This window comes from Enterococcus sp. DIV0213h, assembly GCF_051711285.1.
In the GTDB taxonomy this organism is placed as follows: domain Bacteria; phylum Bacillota; class Bacilli; order Lactobacillales; family Enterococcaceae; genus Enterococcus_D; species Enterococcus_D casseliflavus.
On record NZ_JBIOMH010000001.1, the window covers coordinates 3360158 to 3377174 of the forward strand.

Sequence of the window (17017 nt, forward strand, 5' to 3'; positions counted from 1 at the left end):
TCCTAATAGGAAATTCTTTAAACGCAACAACTTTCACTTGACGATGCAATCGTTTGCGCTTATGATAGAGATATCAAAAAGATTCTGGAGGGACTTTCATGAAAAAAATCCAACGATTGTTCGAGATCGATCCATGGAAAATCGCGACATCTACCTTAGATAAAGAAAATCGTCGACTGCAAGAGTCGCTAACAAGTATCGGGAATGGCTACATGGGAATGCGCGGCAACTTTGAAGAACAATACAGCGGCGATCATCACTTAGGTACTTATATCGCTGGTGTCTGGTACCCAGACAAAACCCGTGTCGGCTGGTGGAAAAACGGCTACCCTGACTATTTTGGCAAAGTGATCAACGCGGTCAACTTTATTGCAATGGACCTATTTGTCAATGACCAATTAGTCGACTTAGCAAAAATCAGCCCAAGTGATTTCCGTTTAGAACTAGACATGGAAACCGGGATTTTACGCCGCAACTTTACTGTCACTTTGGCAGGCGCCACCGTAAAATTCTCTTTTGAACGCTTCTTGAGCATCGTAAAACGTGAACTTGCCCTCATTAAGATGGACGCTGAGATCATTGAAGGCGACGCTGAGATCAAAGTCGTTTCTAAACTAGATAACAATGTCCATAACGAAGACAGCAACTACGACGAACGTTTCTGGGAAGAATTGGCTCATGGTCAAACCGAAACTTTCCATTACTTGACCACTCGGACCGTAGAAAATAATTTTGACATTGAACGCTTTACTGTCACTTCTGCTATGCGTCATAGCCAAACACCGATCGATTCCGTGAAAAGCGAGCTTTGCGTTGCTGATACCTTTGCCTTTTCTGGAACAGCCGGTGACACCTTCTCATTGATCAAAGAAGTCTTGATCGTTACGAGTCGTGATGTTCCCGCTCATGATCATCCAGCAAAAGTCACCGAATTAGGCACTTTATACAAAGCAGATTATGATGCGTTGCGTGCAGAACAAGTCGCTGCTTGGAAAGCCCGCTGGGATTTAGCTGATGTGATCATTGAAGGCGATGCTGCGGCGCAACAAGGGATTCGTTTCAACCTGTTCCAATTGTTTTCAACCTATTATGGCGAAGACGAGCGCTTGAACATTGGACCGAAAGGCTTTACTGGTGAAAAATATGGCGGTGCGACTTACTGGGATACCGAAGCCTATGCAGTTCCATTGTATTTGGCATTAGCAAAACCAGAAGTGACCCGTAACTTGTTGAAATACCGTCACAACCAATTGCCGCAAGCCCATATCAATGCGCAAAAACAAGGCTTAGCAGGTGCCCTTTACCCAATGGTGACCTTCACTGGGATCGAATGCCACAATGAGTGGGAGATCACTTTCGAAGAAATCCACCGAAACGGTGCCATCGCTTATGCCATCTACAACTATACGAATTATACTGGCGATACAAGTTACCTGAAAAAAGAAGGATTAGAAGTGTTAAGCGCGATTTCACGTTTCTGGGCAGATCGTGTCCACTATTCAAAACGCCAGCAAAAATACATGATCCATGGCGTTACAGGACCAAACGAATACGAAAACAATATCAATAACAACTGGTACACCAATAAAATGGCTACTTGGGTCTTAGCTTATACCTTAGCCAGCTATGAAACCTTCAAAGACGAAGCGACGGTCACGATCTCTGACGAAGAACAAGCCAAATGGCAAGACATCATCGACAATATGTACTTCCCAGAAGACCAAGATCTTGGTGTGTTCGTCCAGCATGATACCTTCTTAGACAAAGACTTGATGCCCGTTTCCGATCTTGATCCAAAACATTTGCCGTTGAACCAAAATTGGTCGTGGGATCATATCTTGCGCTCTTGCTTTATCAAACAAGCCGATGTTTTGCAAGGTATCTACTTCTTCGGCGATCAATTTAGCAAAGAAGAAAAACAACGGAACTTTGATTTCTATGAGCCGATGACAGTGCATGAATCTTCCCTTTCTCCAAGTATCCATGCGATTTTAGCAGCGGAATTAGGCATGGAAGAAAAAGCGTTGGAAATGTATGAGCGGACTGCTCGTCTTGATTTGGACAATTACAACAATGATACCGATGATGGCTTGCACATCACTTCTATGACCGGCAGCTGGTTAGCGATCGTTCAAGGTTTTGCTCAAATGAAAACTGATCACGATCACTTAGGGTTTGCGCCATTCTTACCTAAAACGTGGAGCCGCTACGCCTTCCACATCAACTATCGTGGTCGTCTGCTCTTTGTTTCCGTCAATGAGTCAACGGTGACTTTGAAGAAAATCAGCGGTGAGGCATTGCCAATCAAGTTGTATGGCAAAGACTATGTTTTAGAAGACGAAATCAGTACAGCGATCAACTAAACAAGCCTTCTGAAAGAAGAAATGTCTGCATTTCTTCTTTCTTTTGATTGGCTCTACCCTTGTGCCGACACTTTGTGATACTATAAGCTAAAAAAGGAGGGAAATCAGTGAGCATTACGGTCAAAGATGTCGCCAAAAAGGCTGGCGTCGCTACATCCACGGTTTCTCGTGTCGTAAACGATCATCCCAGCATTTCTGAAGATACCAAGAAGAAAGTGCGCAAAGTAATGGCAGAAATGGGCTATGTCCCCAATCTTGCGGCTCGAAATCTCGGCAAACAGATATCCAGTGCCATCGGCGTGATCTTGCCGCCTCTTGATTCGAAAGAACGACTAGGAAACCCCTTTTATTTAGAAACGATCGAAGCCATCAATGAAGAGGCCCGCCATCATCAAATGACGGTTGCCGTTGCCTCCGCCCGTGACTTTGCTACATTACTAAAAAACGTGGAACGGATGCACCTGCAAAAACAAGTAGATGGCTTTATCTTGGTCTATTCCGATGAAAAAGACCCCATCATCGACTATCTGGTCGAAAAAGAAGTCCCTTTTACCTTGATTGGTCAACCATACAGCAATGAAGACAAAATCGTTTTTGTCGATAATGACAACCAGTTGTTAGGCAAGCAAGCAACCGAGCATCTGATCGCCCAAGGGCATACGAAGATATTATTTGCTACCAATACGACCCATGAAAACCTGTATTTCGAGCGTTTCTTCGGCTACCAAAAAGCCATGATGCTGGCAAATCTCCCCTTTTATCCAGCATTGACCTTTGAAAAAGCGGAAGATTACGTCACGTTTGAAGAAACGATCAAAGAATCCCAAGCAACGGCCATCGTCGTGATCGATGATCTGTTCGCTGTGCGGATCATTCAATTAGCGACGATGTATGGCTACAAAGTCCCCGACGATTTATCCATCATCAGTTTCAACAATTCGATCTTTGCTACTTTGACCCATCCGTATTTGACTAGTATCGATATCAACGTGTTGTCCTTAGGAAAAATCGCTACCGAACGGCTGATGGCGCAATTGAATCATGAAGATTCAAACGGCGTACAGCTGGTCGTACCACATAAGCTGATCAAACGAGAAACGGTCTTAAACCGCAACCAGTTGAACTGATCCGCTGGGTCTTGTCCACTTCCCCTTACATGCAAAAGCACCCGCTGTCCCTAAGGATAGCGGGTGCTTTTCATATTTTTATTTATACTCTTTGCTTTCCAGACGGAACAATGGACTCATTGGTGTATTTTCGTGAATGCGGCGAACGGCTTCCCCCATCAATTCGGCACAAGAAATGTAGTGCAGTTTTTCTGGATGGCGTTCTTCGCTGGTCCAGCAAGAATCGGTGACACAAATACTTTCAATCGCTGATTGATCCAAAATTTCTTTAGCAGGCGGTGAAAGCAAGGCGTGAGAGACACAAGCATACACTTCGCTGGCACCAGCTTCCTTCAACAAGTCTGCCGCTTTTGCCAATGTATGGCCGGTATTTAAAATGTCATCAACCAAAATACATTTTTTCCCAACGACATCACCGATCACATAGCCGCCATCGGCTTCATCTTGATCGACGATCGCGATCGCTGTATCTAAGTATTCTGCCAAACTACGGGTCCGTTGGACACCGCTGTTTTTTGGTGAAACCACGACATAGTCGTCACCCGTCATTTTTTGTTCGCGATAGTAATGGGCAAACAATGGGATCGTAAAGAGATTATCCACTGGGATGTCGAAAAATCCTTGAACTTGGACGGCATGCAGATCAAGCGTCAAGATTCGAGAAGCCCCTGCTTCCACCAGCATATTGGCAATCAATTTTGCAGTGATCGGCTCATGCGGGTTGGCGGTTCGGTCTTGCCGCGCATATGCGTAATAAGGCAAAACGACATTGATGGTCTTCGCACTAGCCCGTTTCATCGCATCGATCATGATCAATAGCTCTAAATAGTGATCATTGACGGGTTCATTCGTCGATTGAATGATATAAATATGGTCGCCCCGCACACTTTCTTCGATATTGATGGCAATCTCTCCATCACTAAACTGTGTCACTTTTGACTTCCCTAGTTCTGTACCGAAAACTTTCGCAATGTTTTCTGCTAATGGTAAATTTCCATTTAAACTAAAAATTTTCAACGAACTATCTTTATAACTTTCGCCCATGATTGCCTCCAATGAATGTGGTTGTTTTCTTCTATTCTAGCACAAAGTGACTGTTTTTTTAACCGTCTCGTTCAAGGAAGTGTGACGGTACCGTTTACCCAACTGGCGGGAATCACTTTTTTGTAGTTGCCCCAGTTGTCATGAACTTTAAAATAGCGTTCTCCGCTGGCGGTTTCAGCGTAGGCGTAAGCCACGACCCAATGATTGCCATACGTGCTGCCTAAAGGCTTCAAAATACCGATGATCACCGGTTTGCCTTCATCGATTCGTTTGCACGCTCGATGCCAGCCGCCAACAACAGTCGCACGTCCGCGGTAAGGCAATTGGAATTGATCGAAAAACCGAGTCAATCCATGACTGACCTGCCAAGCGATCGTCGGCAACCCATGAGGCTGAATCAGCACCCGCAGCATTTCCGTCACTACTGTCAGATCCCGCTGTTTTTTTCTACGAAACGCTTTCGGGATGATCGTTTCATCGATGTAATCTTGATAGTAGGCCAAAAAGACGGCTGCCGCATAGGTGCCGCATAAATACCCTGAAGGAGTGACCCACTGCTTATACGGACGAAACCGCTCTTCGGCGATCCCTTTCCACTCTACTTGTTCCATCTCGTTCACCTGCCTTTTTTCTTATTATACCTTAGATTCTCCTCCTACTTGGATCAAAACCCTTTTTCGTCTAGAAAACTTTTCTTTGCGTCCTTACAGATTTTGTTTCATAATAGTAGAAAGCGAGAGGAGCGAAAGACATGACAACCTTGTTAAAAGATGATTTTTATGACTATGTAAATGGCGAGTGGCTGGAGACCGCTGTTATTCCAGCAGATAAACCCGCTACGGGTGGATTCCAAGATCTCGTTGACGGAATCGATTCCTTAATGATCGCAGAATTTGAAAATATGGCACACGATCCCCATGCTACGCCAAAAGGCCGCATGAAGGATGCTGTGGCTTTTTACCGCTTAGCCAGCGATTTTGCCCAACGAGAGGCAGCTGGCGCTACTGAAGCAAATGCACTATTAGCAAAAATCGAAACGTTGCGTTCTTATGAGGAATTGAATCAGCAACTGGCAAGTTTCGTTTTAGAGGGCATTGCCTTGCCTTTCCAGCTAGATGTCGTTGCAGACATGAAAAATGCGCAAATGAATACTTTGTCGGTCTATCCGCCTACTACTATTTTGCCGGATAAAACTTATTACACAGAAAATCCCCAAGCAAGCGAAATGCTGCAAGTCTACTTTGAGATGGCCGTCAACGTTTTAGTTGCTTATGGAAAAGACCAAGCAGAAGCGGAATCGTTGGTAGAGCAAGCGATCGCTTTTGATAAATTGATCGCCCCTCACGTCCGCAGTGCGGAAGAAAGTGCGGATTATAGCAAAAATTACAATCCTCGCTCCTTGGAAGAATTTGCAAAGCAAGCCAGCAAGATCGATTTTACACAACTCTTGACGGCCCTTTTACCAGGGACACCAGAAGAGCTGATCGTAACGGAACCCGCTTACTTTGAAGCCTTTGACATTATTGTTTCTGATAGCCATTTTGAACTCTTGAAAGGCTGGATGATCGTCAACCAAAGCTTGCGCTATACTAGCTATCTGAGTGAAGAATTGCGTCAGTTAGGCGGAACCTACAGCCGCTACTTATCAGGGATCGATGAAGCGGCTCCCCAACAAAAAGCGGCTTATTACTTAACGATGGGTCATTTTAGTCAAGTGATCGGTGATTATTATGGACGCAAGTACTTTGGGGAAACGGCGAAAAAAGACGTCAAACACATGGTGGAAACAATGATTGCTGTCTACCAAGATCGTTTGCGCAACAACACGTGGTTAAGTGAAGAAACTCGCCAAAAAGCGATCATCAAATTGAATCGTTTAGGCATCCATGTCGGGTACCCTGATCAAGTTCCTGCCATTTATGACCAATTGCATACCGATGAAGAGAAAAGTCTGCTGGCAAATGCCCTGCATTTCAATCGTTTGTTCCGAGAAGATGCCTTCAAAAAATGGCAGCAGCCCGTGGATCGCGAGGAATGGGAAATGTCCGCCGCTACCGTGAATGCCTACTATCACCCATTTAAAAACGTGATCGTTTTCCCAGCGGCAATCTTACAAGCACCTTTTTATAGTTTGGAACAATCCACCAGCGCAAATTATGGGGGGATCGGCGCGGTCATTGCTCATGAGATCTCCCACGCCTTTGACAACAACGGAGCAAAATTTGATGAATATGGTAATTTAAACAATTGGTGGACAGAGGAAGATTTGGCACACTTTGAACGCTTAGCTCAAGCGATGATCGACGAGTTTGATGGACTGCCCTTTGCCGGCGGTACCGTAAATGGAACCTTGACTGTTTCTGAAAACATCGCCGATGCAGGCGGACTAAGCTGTGCGCTAGAAGCAGCGCAAAAAGAAAGCGATGTTTCTTTAGCAGACTTCTTCACCAATTGGGCGAAGATCTGGCGTACAAAAGCCAAAGAACAATACCAACAGCTCTTACTATCGATCGATGTCCACGGACCAGCGAAACTACGTGCCAATATCCAAGTTCAAAACATCGATGAATTCTATACAACCTTTGATATCAAACCTGGTGACCCTATGTATCGTGCACCAGAAGATCGTGTGCAGATCTGGTAAACAATAGCGCAAGCAGATTTTTCTGCTTGCGCTTTTTCTTCGCCAATTGTTTATTTCTGTAAAGCTTTTTTCATCATACTGATCACAGAATCAAATTGGGAATGCTCATTGACGACTTGATCGGCTTTTTGCCGATTGGGGCGGTCTTTTAGAAAGTCGAAGATTTGGTTTTCATTCTGGATGCCTAATTTAGCCATAAACTCATCCAAGTTCTGAAAATCCGTATACTTTTGTAAGAAGTCATTGTTCAACAACGCCTTCACATCAAGATCCCCTTTTTGATACGCTTGATAAAGGCTAGTCAGTTCACTGAAACTGAAATTTGCTTTTAATTGATCCATCCATCCCATTTATGCTTCCTCCTTCGCAGAAATGATTTTCGCGCCCAGGGTATTTTCAAAATGGCGTAGTGCCCATTCATGTCCGACCGCGTCAAAGCTGGCAACGGTATCTGCATCGATCACCAGTTGGTAGCCTAAATTATAGGCATCCACTGCTGTGTGCAAGACACAGATGTCGGTACAAACACCGGTCAGATACAATTCCGTAATCCCTCTTTCCCGCAGTCGGATGTCCAAGTCGGTACCACTAAACGCGGAGTAATGGCGCTTGTCGATCCAATAGACATTTGGCGCTTCCTGATAGTTTTCATAAAGCGGGGCTAGACGGCCGTAGAGATGTCGCCCCGTACTGCCCGCAAGATTGTGGGGTGGGAACAAGCGGTTTTCAGGATGATAGTTGTCTGTTTCCTCATGACGATCAATGGCAAAAACGACATACTCACCGGCTTCGATAAAGGCTTGCGTCCGAGCCACTAAGGCAGCTTCAATCGCTTGCCCAGCAGCACCCGTGGTCAATCGTCCCTCATCTGCAACAAAATCAAACGTATAATCAATGGATAGTAATGCTCTCATGCTTCCTTCCTCCTCGTACGGATCGGCTCTCCTGTTTTTTAAATTACTTTAATGTTTCAACGAATGCCAAGACCATTTCAGCGGAACGCTTGCCAGCTTCTAAGATAAACTCATCAAAAGAGACGGTTGCTGCGTGGTCGGCGGTGTCGCTGATCGCGCGCACGATCAAGAAAGGAATATTGAATTGCTGCGCGGTCTGTGCGATCGCGGCGCCTTCCATCTCACAAGCCAAGGCATCTGGAAAATGTCCTAAAATCTCCTGTACTTTTTGCGGGTCATGAATGAAGCTGTCACCGGTAACGATCAGTCCCTTTTTCACGGTATGATGAGTCGCTTCTGCGGCTTTCGTCATCTCACTGATCAAATAGCGGCTGGCTTCATAATACAAAGGCATCCCGCCAGGCAGCTGGCCATATTCATAACCAAAGCCCGTCACATCGACATCAAAATAGGCCACTTTATCTGAAATCACTAAATCCCCTACTTGTAAGCCGGCACCGATCCCACCAGCTGATCCAGTATTGATCACCATATTGACCCCATATTGTTGGATCAATAAACTAGTGGTGATCGATGCCAGAACTTTGCCGATACCTGAACGAACGACGATCACTTCATGATTGCCGATACTTCCTGAAATAAATAGTGCGCCGCCGCGTTCCCAAGAAAGCGGTGAAATCAACTGTTCCCGCAACGCCTTGATTTCTTCCTCCATTGCACCAATAATACCAATTTTCATGTGTCTGCCTCCTGCTTCTCGTTTATTTTTCACCCTTTAAAATGAAAAACAACAGAAATTCCCACGTATCTACTGACGTGTTTTTCTCCTTTCATGATAAACTAGTTTTGACGAAACGAACAGTTTTTTGTCATTATAAAAGGAGGCACTTATGTCTGAAATTTTCAACGCCATGGCAGCAAAATACGATACCCCTGAACGGATCGCGTTAGCACAATTAGTCACCCAAACCCTTGAACCTTATTTTAAAGACAACCAGCACCAAACTCTGATCGATATCGGCGGCGGTACCGGCCTAGTAAGTCTGCCCTTAGCAGCTTATATCCAGCACTTAGCCATCTGGGATACTGCCCCTAACATGATCGAGGTTTCTGAAAAAAAAATCAACCAACTGCAGCTGGCCAATGCTTCTGCAACTGTCCACGATCTGCTGCAAGAATCCTTACAAGCAAAAGCAGACGCGGTGCTGCTATCCCTCGTCTTGCTGCATATTCCTGACACAGCCGCTATGATGGAAAAACTATACGCCTTGCTACAGCCAGGAGAAACCCTTTATCTAGTGGATTTCCTCAAAAATCCCGCCGTGTCTCACCCGCTGGTTCATAATGGGTTCGATCCTGCCGCATTGACTCAACTGGCAGAGACGACTGGGTTTACTGCCACTTCCTTTACCGTTTTTCATGAAGCGGATCATTTGTTCATGAATCAGTCAGCGGCCATGTTTTTAGCTATTTTGAAAAAGCCGACCGAATAACAAAAAAGCCGCACTTGCAGAAGATGCAGGGGCGGCTTTTTCTTAGTACTAGATGAATCACAACAAAAAGATCGCTAAACCAACGACGACTAACAATAAAGTGACGATCACAATGGCTTTCATTAAAAAACGGTTCAGATCCCGAGATTTCTGGTTCTCACCGGCACGGGTCTTCGTGATTTCTTTGTTTTTCTTGCGCACTTTTCGGTAGTGGTTATCAATTTGTTTTTCTTTTTGTTTCCATTCTTTCTTGCTTTGTTTTTCTACGATTTGCTGATTGCGTTCAGCTGCCGCTTGTTCTTCTTCGCGTCTGCGTCGAAGCTCACTGCGGGTGATCAATGGTTCTTTAGGCAAGTCCGTTCCTCCGTTTCAATTCCAGCAACTCCCAAAATTGGATCGCAAACACGGTCTTCGCATCACAGATCGTTCCATCAGCGATAGCGGCTTGTGCTTGCTCTAAGGTCAATTCATAGACTTCCAGCACTTCATCTTCGTCTTGCGGTAAGGGATTTGTCACTTTTTCCAGCTCTTTGGCATAATAGACGTGCAAGAGCTCATTAGCAAAGCCTGGTGAAAGGTACATAGAAGAAACGTGCTCCAGCGTTTTTGCACGATAGCCAGTCTCTTCTTCTAATTCCCGGGCACCAGTCAAATCTGGACGAGCGCCTTCTCCTGGATCGATTTTTCCTGCTGGTATCTCTAAAATCACTCGCTCTAACGGTTTTCTGAATTGACGAACGAACAGCATCTTGTTCTCACTTGTCAAGGCGATCACGGCAACACCGCCAGGGTGAAAGACAAGTTCGCGTTTACTGGTCCCGCCATTTGGCAAGGAGACATCATCAACGACCACATCAATGATCTTGCCATGGAAAATTTCATTCCGTTGGATCGTTTTTTCTTCAAAATCTTTAAATTCTAACATCTATCGACACCTAACTTTCCTCATACGTCTTATCTATCAAACACTTTAGCATAATTTAGAAAAAATATCTTCTTAAGAAATAGCAAGAAAGCTTATGAATTTACTAAAAATCGGAAAATCCACCCCAAGTCTGATATTTTTCTTTTAGTGAACATGCTAAAATAAAGATGTCGAATAACCCAATCTACTTGTCCAAGAGATTTTTAGGAGGAGGAAAAATGAAAAAAAACATCTGGCTGATCGTTGGTGCGATCGTCCTCATCAGTATTATTTTTAACGTAGTAGGCGATTCATTTGCGAGCCTATTATTAATCGTCGGTGCGATTTTAGTCTACGTCGGTATTAGAGGGCGTAAAGTTCCAGCAGCCGATCCACAAGTTTTGCCTTCTTTAACGAGAGAACGAGAAGCCCATTACTTGAAAAGCGGAATGACTGCTCGTGAGATCGAATTGTTCCGTGAAACGATGAATCAGACGAAACACCAAATCGATAAATACCAAAAAAATATCACTAGTAATAACAAGTTAAAAGCCATTGACTTGCGTCACGATGCCTTGCGTGCCTCAAAAGCTCTTTTCAAAGAACTCGTGAAAGAACCGACCAAACTGCCTTTGGCAAGTCATTTCCTTTATACCCACTTGCCCAACATGGTCGATTTGACCGATAAGTTCATTGAAATCAATAGCCATGAGATCAAAAGTCGTGAGACCTATGATAAAATCGAGGAAAGCACCCAAATCATCGAGCAAATGGCTTCCTTGATCGCCAAAGACTACTCCCAATTTGTAGCAGACGATCTTGATGACATGGATGTTGAGTTATCCATTGCCAAACAAAGCATAAAACGAGATAATGAATAGGGATAGATTCTGATTGGCAACAAGAAAAGAATCTAAAAAAAAATCTAGCCCAGGCTAGATTTTTTTCGAAAGCAGACAATTATTAGGAGGAGTTATTATGAGTGAAACACCAAATCAAGTAAAACCCGTAACGGATACGCTTGACGATTTATTGAACAACCCATTTTCAACCCCTGTCGACACTTTGACCACCACTCAACAAGCGGAAATCAGTCAGCTGAAAGAACAGCAAACGGCACCGCGTTTGATTGATAAATTACCGCCAGAGCGTCAAGCACAGGCCCAAGAATTAGCCAGCAAGATCGATGCGACCGACCAGCAAGCGGTCATCACCTATGGTGCAGCTGCCCAAACCAAACTTGGAGAGTTTTCCCAATCCATGTTGAACCATGTCCAAGCAGCTGATATCGGCCCTGTGGGCGACTCATTGACGGAGTTGATGTATCGCTTGCAAGAAGCCAATCCAGACGAACTGCGTGCAGGGGAAGGCAACTTATTCAAGCGAATGTTTGGTAAAGTAAAACAATCCATTTTTGAAATCACCGCTAAATACCAAAAAATCGGTGCCCAAATCGACAAGATCGCCGTCAAATTGGATAAAGAAAAAGACGGTTTACTAAAAGACAACATGATGTTGGAACAGTTGTATCAAAAGAACAAAGATTACTTTGATGCATTGAACATCTACATTGCCGCTGGCGAGTTGAAGATGCAAGAATTGCAAACCAAAATCATTCCTGAAGCCATGAAAAAAGCAGAAGAAACGAATGATCAAATGGACGTACAGATCGCCAACGATTACACGCAATTTCTTGATCGTTTAGACAAACGGACTCATGACTTGCGCTTGGCACGTCAAATCACGATCCAACAGGCACCGCAAATTCGCCTGATCCAAAACACGAACCAAGCGTTAGCAGAAAAAATCCAAGCTTCTGTCAATACAGCGATCCCACTATGGAAAAACCAAGTGGTCATTGCCTTGACTTTATTGCGTCAAAAAGATGCAGTTACGGCACAACGCCAAGTTTCTGAGACCACCAATGATCTATTGAAGAAAAACTCAGAAATGTTGAAAGTTTCTGCTATTGAAACAGCGAAAGAAAACGAGCGCGGCATCGTCGATATCGAAACCTTGCAAAAAACACAAAACGACCTTGTGGAAACGATCCAAGAAACATTACGGATCCAAAAAGAAGGAAAAGAAAAACGTCGTGCTGCCGAAGTGGAATTGGGTCATCTAGAAGAAGACTTGAAAGACCGCTTATTGGATTTAACCAGCAACAAGTAAATTTCATCTATCAAAAGAGGACTCCATGAATGGAAGTCCTCTTTTTTTGAAAAATTTTATTTAAGTGAAAGCAGCGATCCAATCTCAATGAAATAAAACTTCAAAGTGATTGACGCCGTCTTGATCCACCGTCAAACTGATTTGTGCCTGCAGCATTTCTGTGATGGCTTTGGCGATGGCTAAACCTAACCCATAGCCACCGTCTTGATGGTTGCGAGAAGGATCCCCGCGGTAGAAGCGATCAAAGACATAGGGAATTTTTTCTTCAGGGATCGGGCAACCACTGTTGGACACTTGCAGCACCGTTTTTCGTTGGCGTTCAACGAGTGCCACTGTGACGGTTTCTCCAGTAGGTGTATATTTCAAGGCATTGTCTACCAAAATCATGGTCAATTGCCGTAAGGCTTGCTCATTGCTTTCAAGGCGCACCTGTTTAGCGATCTGTTCCTGATAGTGGATCCCTTTTTCCAGTGCAATGGCCTCCATGCTTTGATAAACACTTTGCACGACTTGGCTGGCATCGATCACCGAACGCACGACTTCTTGCTCGGCACTTTCGAATTTGGTCAGCATCAATAAGCTATTTACTAGCTCATCCATCCGTTCGGAACCTAACTGGATGTTTTCCAGCCATTTCATTTGGCTTTCCAAGGTTTCTTCTGGACTGCCAGCTAATACCTCAGCATTGACTTGAATGATCGCCAGTGGTGTTTTCAACTCATGGGAAGCGTTAGAGACAAACTCTTTTTGTTTGCGCCAAGCCAGCTCAACTGGTCGCAATGCCCGATTGGCGACATAAAAGCTAGCAATATAAATACTGACTAAGGCTAAGACCCCGATGAGCAAAAGCGTGGTTCTTAAGTTGCTTAGACTAGTTTTGTAGTCGGTGACATCAAAGAACAGCACTTGATAAAATGGCTCGTAATTATTGATGCTGGTGGAATATTCCCCCGTCGAATCATGATTGATCGAATAATGACTAATGGAAGTCACCAAAAAGAGCGCATACCGCCAGTCTCGGTCATTTACCTTCACTTCATTGGGAATCTCCTCTTGTTTCGTTGCGGCATCGACCAAGGCTTCATAAAGATCACTCTCATCGACACCCTCATCAATACTTTGAATCACGACATCCATTTGATCCACGTCGACTAGAGCGATCTCTCTGAACTCACTGGTACTATTCGTGATGGTCAATATCATTGGATACTCTGGGTCTGTCAGTGATTGCCGGGCCTCCTCCTCATCCAACGGTACCGCAGCTAAGGTGTTGGCTTCTTGCGAGATCAATGATTGGATCTCGTTTTCAATTTGGGTGGCATTCAAAATATAGATAAAGGTAAAGGCACCTAAGACAATGATTGAGATCAACGCCATATTAAACCACAGCATTTTATTCCGTAATTTTTTTAACATGGCGGCTCCTTGCTCTGCAAAATATACCCCGCATTGCGGATCGTGCGAATGCCGATATCCGCTTCAAGCAGCGTCAGTTTTTTCCGCAGCAACGACACATAGATCTCAACGCGGTTTTCTTCCACATCGGGATCAAAGCCCCAAATCTTATTGATGATGGTTTCTTTTGATAAAATCACTTTAGGTCTGGATAAAAATAGCTCCATCAGTTTCATTTCTTTGGGTGACAGCACCACTTGATTGGTCGTCGTAGCCAACTGCAGCTCATTACGCGCCAAGACCACGTTGCCAAATGCTAACTGGTCTTCTTGATAATCCAAGTCTTTTCTTCTACTTAATGAACGAATCCGTGCCAGCAGCTCTTTCATTTGAAAGGGTTTCGTCAAGTAATCATCTGCCCCTGCATCCAAGCCGAGTACTTTGTCATCGACTTCGCTTTTGGCCGTCAACATAATGATCGGCGTGCGAATATTTTGCTTGCGTAACGTCTTTAGTAATGTGATCCCATCGATTTTTGGCAGCATGATATCCAAAACGAGAAGGTCATACACCCCACTTGCTGCGTAGTCCAACCCAGTCTCGCCATCATACGCCAAATCAACGGAATAATGCTGTTTTTTCAATAAGCTGGCAACCGCTTCTGCGATCGATGGCTCATCTTCTACGAATAAGATCCGCATCGGTCAGTCCCCCTTTTACACTCATCATTTCTTTTTTCAATCACTTTTCGGTCAGCACAATCATTCCTGTAGGATCATTCCAATTGTTCTCCAATAAACCGTTCTGTTGAAACGATCCGCACGTGTTCGCTGGATTGATGAATCCACATGTGTAGCAACAATGCTACCATACCGCTTAACAAAAAGACAAACAGCTTTTTCCTAAGGTCTTGAAAATTCTCTTGATGACGCATGGGTTTCCTCCTTTTTTCAGGTCATCGATAAATCCGCTCGGCTATTCTGGATCAGTAGCCGCTGGGGCTGTCTGATTGCCTAAGCTGATATCGAAGGTGATCGTATCTTCTAACGGTAAAAACTGATTGAACTTGCTCATCCCCACGATTGTCCCGTAGGGTTCTGCTGAATTGACATAACGGACTTGATAGCTGATGTTCGCCCCTTTTGAACGGAATTCATCAAAGAAGAGTTTTTGCAGATCCCCTTCAAGGAGCTCGCTTCGACGGTAATCTTTGATATACGGTTGACCTGCTGAATAGACGACTTCAATGCCTTGGTCATCTTTGCTGGTTAAAACGGTCCCGGCGGTCTCACTTTGCGAGATCAATTGTCCGTAAGGCAGACTCTGAGTAAACTGCATCCGCATCCGCACAGTGACACCCTCAACAGCGGCCTGGGCATCATCTGGTAAAATCGTTGAAAAGTCTGGTACGGTGACCCCTTTCCCTAGAGAAATCGTTACTTGAAACGCATCCCGTTTCGCGATTTTTTCTTTTGGTGCCACGCTTTGTTCAATGACTTTGCCTTCTTCCACAGTATCCGAAGCCTGTTCTTTGATTTCAAGCTCCAGCTCATGGGCTTTCCCCCATGTTTCTACCTCTGCACGGGTTTTATCACGAAAGTCTGGTACTTCAATATCTTTTTCAAAGGTTTCTTCGCCTTTGGAATAAAAGACTCGTCCGACATCTCGACGATGATAGTTTTCTTGCGAGACTTCTTTATTGGTAAATTCTACTCGAATCGGTGCTTTTTCCTCGATCTCATCGTGGTATTCATCGACGATCGTCAAATTGCTGGCTTGATTTTTTTCGATCCACTCTGCTGCCTCGTCCCTCGTCATCTCCATAAAGTCTGGCAATGCCAATTTCTCTTCTGGATCTGGGCCTTGGCTCACCGTTAGATGCAGGGTGCTTCTTTTTCTGACTCGACTTCTGGCGGCTTCTTCTTGGGCGATCACTTGATTGGCTGGGGCTTCATCATAGGCAGGCGTCACATCAATCGCAAGATCATGTTCCGCCGCCCATTCCCTGACTTCTGAGATCTCTTTGTCCACAAAGTTATCCAGTCGGACGTACGCCAATTGGAAAAATAAAAAGCCGCTGAGTAGAAGTAGTCCGAGTAATGCACCAAGCCCCAGCAGTCGTTTTTTCCGCCGTTTCTTTTTGAAGGAGGGATCGTGTTCGATCCCCTCTTCTAAAGAAGCTGAACCTTTTTCTTTGCGGGAAGCACGGGAAGAAGCTGCTTTAGCTGTAGCTGATTCCTTGTCTGGCTCTTTCGGTTCTTCTTCAAACTTCGATAAAAAATCACTCATAGGCCGTCAACTCGCCATTTTTCAAATAAAAGGTCTGATCCGACTGCTTGGCAATTTCAGTCGAATGCGTCACTACGATGATGCACTTGTTGTGTAAAGTAGCTAAATCTTTAAAAATATCCACGATTTCTTGCTCCATGCCTTCATCCAAATTTCCCGTTGGCTCATCGGCTAAAATGATATCAACATTGGTCGCTAAGGCACGAGCGATGGCGACCCGCTGTTGTTCCCCACCGGAGAGCTGATTGACGAAACGATCAGCTTTCGTGGAGGTGATTCCGATATAATCCAACAAGCGATACGCAATTTGATCGTGTTGATCGGGGAGCTTGTTGTCTGAGATCGCCATCGAAACAAGGACATTTTCTAATGCCGTCAAATATGGGATCAAGTTGTAACTTTGAAAAATCAAACTGATCTTGTTGCGGCGATACTCTTCATAGCCGATCGTTTTGATATTTTTCCCTTCGAAAAATACTTCCCCATCGGTTGGTTGATCCAATGCGCTGATCAAGGAAAGAAAGGTGGTCTTTCCAGAGCCTGATTTCCCTAAAATCGTGTAAAATTTACCTTTTTCAAAGGAGATATTGGTTTTATCTAAAATCTTCCGACGATTCTCACCATCTTGGTAGTAATACGTCATCTCTTTGGTCTCTAAAATTGCCATGTTCT

18 protein-coding genes are annotated in these 17017 nt (G+C 44.5%); 6 read left to right on the plus strand and 12 right to left on the minus strand.

Annotated features, from left to right (window positions below):
• The first annotated feature begins 98 nt into the window (after positions 1-98).
• Together IGI77_RS15665 and IGI77_RS15670 are read left to right on the plus strand one after the other, a co-directional pair.
• Entirely contained in the window at positions 99-2363 is a 2265-nt protein-coding gene (locus tag IGI77_RS15665; protein WP_262119988.1) for a glycoside hydrolase family 65 protein, read from the plus strand.
• Between the two features lie 107 nt (positions 2364-2470).
• Positions 2471-3490 (plus strand): LacI family DNA-binding transcriptional regulator, encoded by a 1020-nt coding sequence (locus IGI77_RS15670; RefSeq protein ID WP_005227844.1) that lies wholly within the window; start codon positions 2471-2473, stop codon positions 3488-3490.
• Between the two features lie 78 nt (positions 3491-3568).
• Here the strand turns inward: IGI77_RS15670 and IGI77_RS15675 are convergent, their stop codons facing one another.
• Together IGI77_RS15675 and IGI77_RS15680 are read right to left on the minus strand one after the other, a co-directional pair.
• Positions 3569-4534, minus strand: coding sequence for a ribose-phosphate diphosphokinase (locus IGI77_RS15675; protein WP_010749060.1), 966 nt, complete (start codon positions 4532-4534; stop codon positions 3569-3571).
• A gap of 71 nt (positions 4535-4605) precedes the next feature.
• A complete protein-coding gene (locus IGI77_RS15680; protein ID WP_005233534.1) occupies positions 4606-5145 on the minus strand; it encodes a C39 family peptidase in 540 nt (179 codons plus the stop codon).
• A 140-nt stretch (positions 5146-5285) separates the two neighbouring features.
• Between IGI77_RS15680 and IGI77_RS15685 the strand changes: the two genes are divergently transcribed.
• Positions 5286-7178, plus strand: coding sequence for a M13 family metallopeptidase (locus IGI77_RS15685; protein WP_438770329.1), 1893 nt, complete (start codon positions 5286-5288; stop codon positions 7176-7178).
• 50 nt (positions 7179-7228) lie between these two features.
• Here the strand turns inward: IGI77_RS15685 and IGI77_RS15690 are convergent, their stop codons facing one another.
• Genes IGI77_RS15690 through IGI77_RS15700 form a run of 3 tightly spaced genes read right to left on the minus strand, consistent with a single transcriptional unit; the run spans position 7229 to position 8831 of the window.
• The gene (locus IGI77_RS15690) at positions 7229-7528 is read right to left on the minus strand and encodes a hypothetical protein (RefSeq protein WP_005227832.1); all 300 of its coding nucleotides are present in this window, start codon (positions 7526-7528) and stop codon (positions 7229-7231) included.
• Positions 7529-8092: a cysteine hydrolase family protein gene (locus IGI77_RS15695; protein ID WP_005227824.1), complete on the minus strand. Its 564-nt coding sequence runs from the start codon at positions 8090-8092 to the stop codon at positions 7529-7531.
• A gap of 43 nt (positions 8093-8135) precedes the next feature.
• Positions 8136-8831 (minus strand): 5'-methylthioadenosine/adenosylhomocysteine nucleosidase, encoded by a 696-nt coding sequence (locus IGI77_RS15700; RefSeq protein ID WP_005227823.1) that lies wholly within the window; start codon positions 8829-8831, stop codon positions 8136-8138.
• Between the two features lie 151 nt (positions 8832-8982).
• Between IGI77_RS15700 and IGI77_RS15705 the strand changes: the two genes are divergently transcribed.
• On the plus strand, positions 8983-9585 hold the full coding sequence (locus IGI77_RS15705) for a class I SAM-dependent methyltransferase (RefSeq protein WP_438770330.1): 603 nt from the start codon (positions 8983-8985) through the stop codon (positions 9583-9585).
• A 57-nt stretch (positions 9586-9642) separates the two neighbouring features.
• Here IGI77_RS15705 and macP read toward each other — a convergent pair whose 3' ends face one another.
• Both macP and IGI77_RS15715 read right to left on the minus strand, forming a co-directional pair.
• Entirely contained in the window at positions 9643-9939 is a 297-nt protein-coding gene (macP, locus tag IGI77_RS15710) for a cell wall synthase accessory phosphoprotein MacP (RefSeq protein ID WP_005227820.1), read from the minus strand.
• A complete protein-coding gene (locus tag IGI77_RS15715) occupies positions 9932-10510 on the minus strand; it encodes an NUDIX hydrolase (protein ID WP_005227818.1) in 579 nt (192 codons plus the stop codon). Before IGI77_RS15715 ends, macP begins: the two co-directional genes overlap by 8 nt.
• A gap of 218 nt (positions 10511-10728) precedes the next feature.
• Here IGI77_RS15715 and IGI77_RS15720 point away from each other — a divergent pair, with 218 nt between their 5' ends.
• A complete protein-coding gene (locus IGI77_RS15720) occupies positions 10729-11370 on the plus strand; it encodes a 5-bromo-4-chloroindolyl phosphate hydrolysis family protein (RefSeq protein WP_010749055.1) in 642 nt (213 codons plus the stop codon).
• Positions 11371-11467: 97 nt separating this feature from the next.
• Positions 11468-12661, plus strand: coding sequence for a toxic anion resistance protein (locus IGI77_RS15725; protein WP_005227814.1), 1194 nt, complete (start codon positions 11468-11470; stop codon positions 12659-12661).
• Between the two features lie 84 nt (positions 12662-12745).
• Here IGI77_RS15725 and IGI77_RS15730 read toward each other — a convergent pair whose 3' ends face one another.
• The 5 genes from IGI77_RS15730 to IGI77_RS15750 form a co-directional block, all read right to left on the minus strand.
• Positions 12746-14077 (minus strand): sensor histidine kinase, encoded by a 1332-nt coding sequence (locus IGI77_RS15730; RefSeq protein ID WP_015510459.1) that lies wholly within the window; start codon positions 14075-14077, stop codon positions 12746-12748.
• The gene (locus IGI77_RS15735; protein ID WP_015510460.1) at positions 14071-14757 is read right to left on the minus strand and encodes a response regulator transcription factor; all 687 of its coding nucleotides are present in this window, start codon (positions 14755-14757) and stop codon (positions 14071-14073) included. Before IGI77_RS15735 ends, IGI77_RS15730 begins: the two co-directional genes overlap by 7 nt.
• Positions 14758-14831: 74 nt before the next feature.
• Entirely contained in the window at positions 14832-14990 is a 159-nt protein-coding gene (locus IGI77_RS15740; RefSeq protein WP_005233508.1) for a hypothetical protein, read from the minus strand.
• 41 nt (positions 14991-15031) lie between these two features.
• Positions 15032-16345, minus strand: a complete 1314-nt coding sequence (locus IGI77_RS15745; RefSeq protein ID WP_438770331.1) for a PASTA domain-containing protein — start codon at positions 16343-16345, stop codon at positions 15032-15034.
• Complete coding sequence (locus IGI77_RS15750; RefSeq protein ID WP_005227805.1) at positions 16338-17012, minus strand: ABC transporter ATP-binding protein; 675 nt, start codon at positions 17010-17012, stop codon at positions 16338-16340. Before IGI77_RS15750 ends, IGI77_RS15745 begins: the two co-directional genes overlap by 8 nt.
• Positions 17013-17017: the final 5 nt, after the last annotated feature.

What these genes read in the sequence shown, in the direction of transcription:
- IGI77_RS15715 (WP_005227818.1), bottom strand. Translation starts at nt 10,510, where the DNA reads ATGTTAGAATTTAAAGATTTTGAAGAAAAAACGATCCAACGGAATGAA.
- IGI77_RS15675 (WP_010749060.1), bottom strand. Translation starts at nt 4,534, where the DNA reads ATGGGCGAAAGTTATAAAGATAGTTCGTTGAAAATTTTTAGTTTAAAT.
- IGI77_RS15725 (WP_005227814.1), top strand. Translation starts at nt 11,468, where the DNA reads ATGAGTGAAACACCAAATCAAGTAAAACCCGTAACGGATACGCTTGAC.
- IGI77_RS15665 (WP_262119988.1), top strand. Translation starts at nt 99, where the DNA reads ATGAAAAAAATCCAACGATTGTTCGAGATCGATCCATGGAAAATCGCG.
- IGI77_RS15695 (WP_005227824.1), bottom strand. Translation starts at nt 8,092, where the DNA reads ATGAGAGCATTACTATCCATTGATTATACGTTTGATTTTGTTGCAGAT.
- IGI77_RS15685 (WP_438770329.1), top strand. Translation starts at nt 5,286, where the DNA reads ATGACAACCTTGTTAAAAGATGATTTTTATGACTATGTAAATGGCGAG.
- IGI77_RS15735 (WP_015510460.1), bottom strand. Translation starts at nt 14,757, where the DNA reads ATGCGGATCTTATTCGTAGAAGATGAGCCATCGATCGCAGAAGCGGTT.
- IGI77_RS15680 (WP_005233534.1), bottom strand. Translation starts at nt 5,145, where the DNA reads ATGGAACAAGTAGAGTGGAAAGGGATCGCCGAAGAGCGGTTTCGTCCG.
- IGI77_RS15690 (WP_005227832.1), bottom strand. Translation starts at nt 7,528, where the DNA reads ATGGGATGGATGGATCAATTAAAAGCAAATTTCAGTTTCAGTGAACTG.
- IGI77_RS15750 (WP_005227805.1), bottom strand. Translation starts at nt 17,012, where the DNA reads ATGGCAATTTTAGAGACCAAAGAGATGACGTATTACTACCAAGATGGT.
- IGI77_RS15700 (WP_005227823.1), bottom strand. Translation starts at nt 8,831, where the DNA reads ATGAAAATTGGTATTATTGGTGCAATGGAGGAAGAAATCAAGGCGTTG.
- IGI77_RS15705 (WP_438770330.1), top strand. Translation starts at nt 8,983, where the DNA reads ATGTCTGAAATTTTCAACGCCATGGCAGCAAAATACGATACCCCTGAA.
- IGI77_RS15730 (WP_015510459.1), bottom strand. Translation starts at nt 14,077, where the DNA reads ATGTTAAAAAAATTACGGAATAAAATGCTGTGGTTTAATATGGCGTTG.
- IGI77_RS15720 (WP_010749055.1), top strand. Translation starts at nt 10,729, where the DNA reads ATGAAAAAAAACATCTGGCTGATCGTTGGTGCGATCGTCCTCATCAGT.
- IGI77_RS15740 (WP_005233508.1), bottom strand. Translation starts at nt 14,990, where the DNA reads ATGCGTCATCAAGAGAATTTTCAAGACCTTAGGAAAAAGCTGTTTGTC.
- IGI77_RS15745 (WP_438770331.1), bottom strand. Translation starts at nt 16,345, where the DNA reads ATGAGTGATTTTTTATCGAAGTTTGAAGAAGAACCGAAAGAGCCAGAC.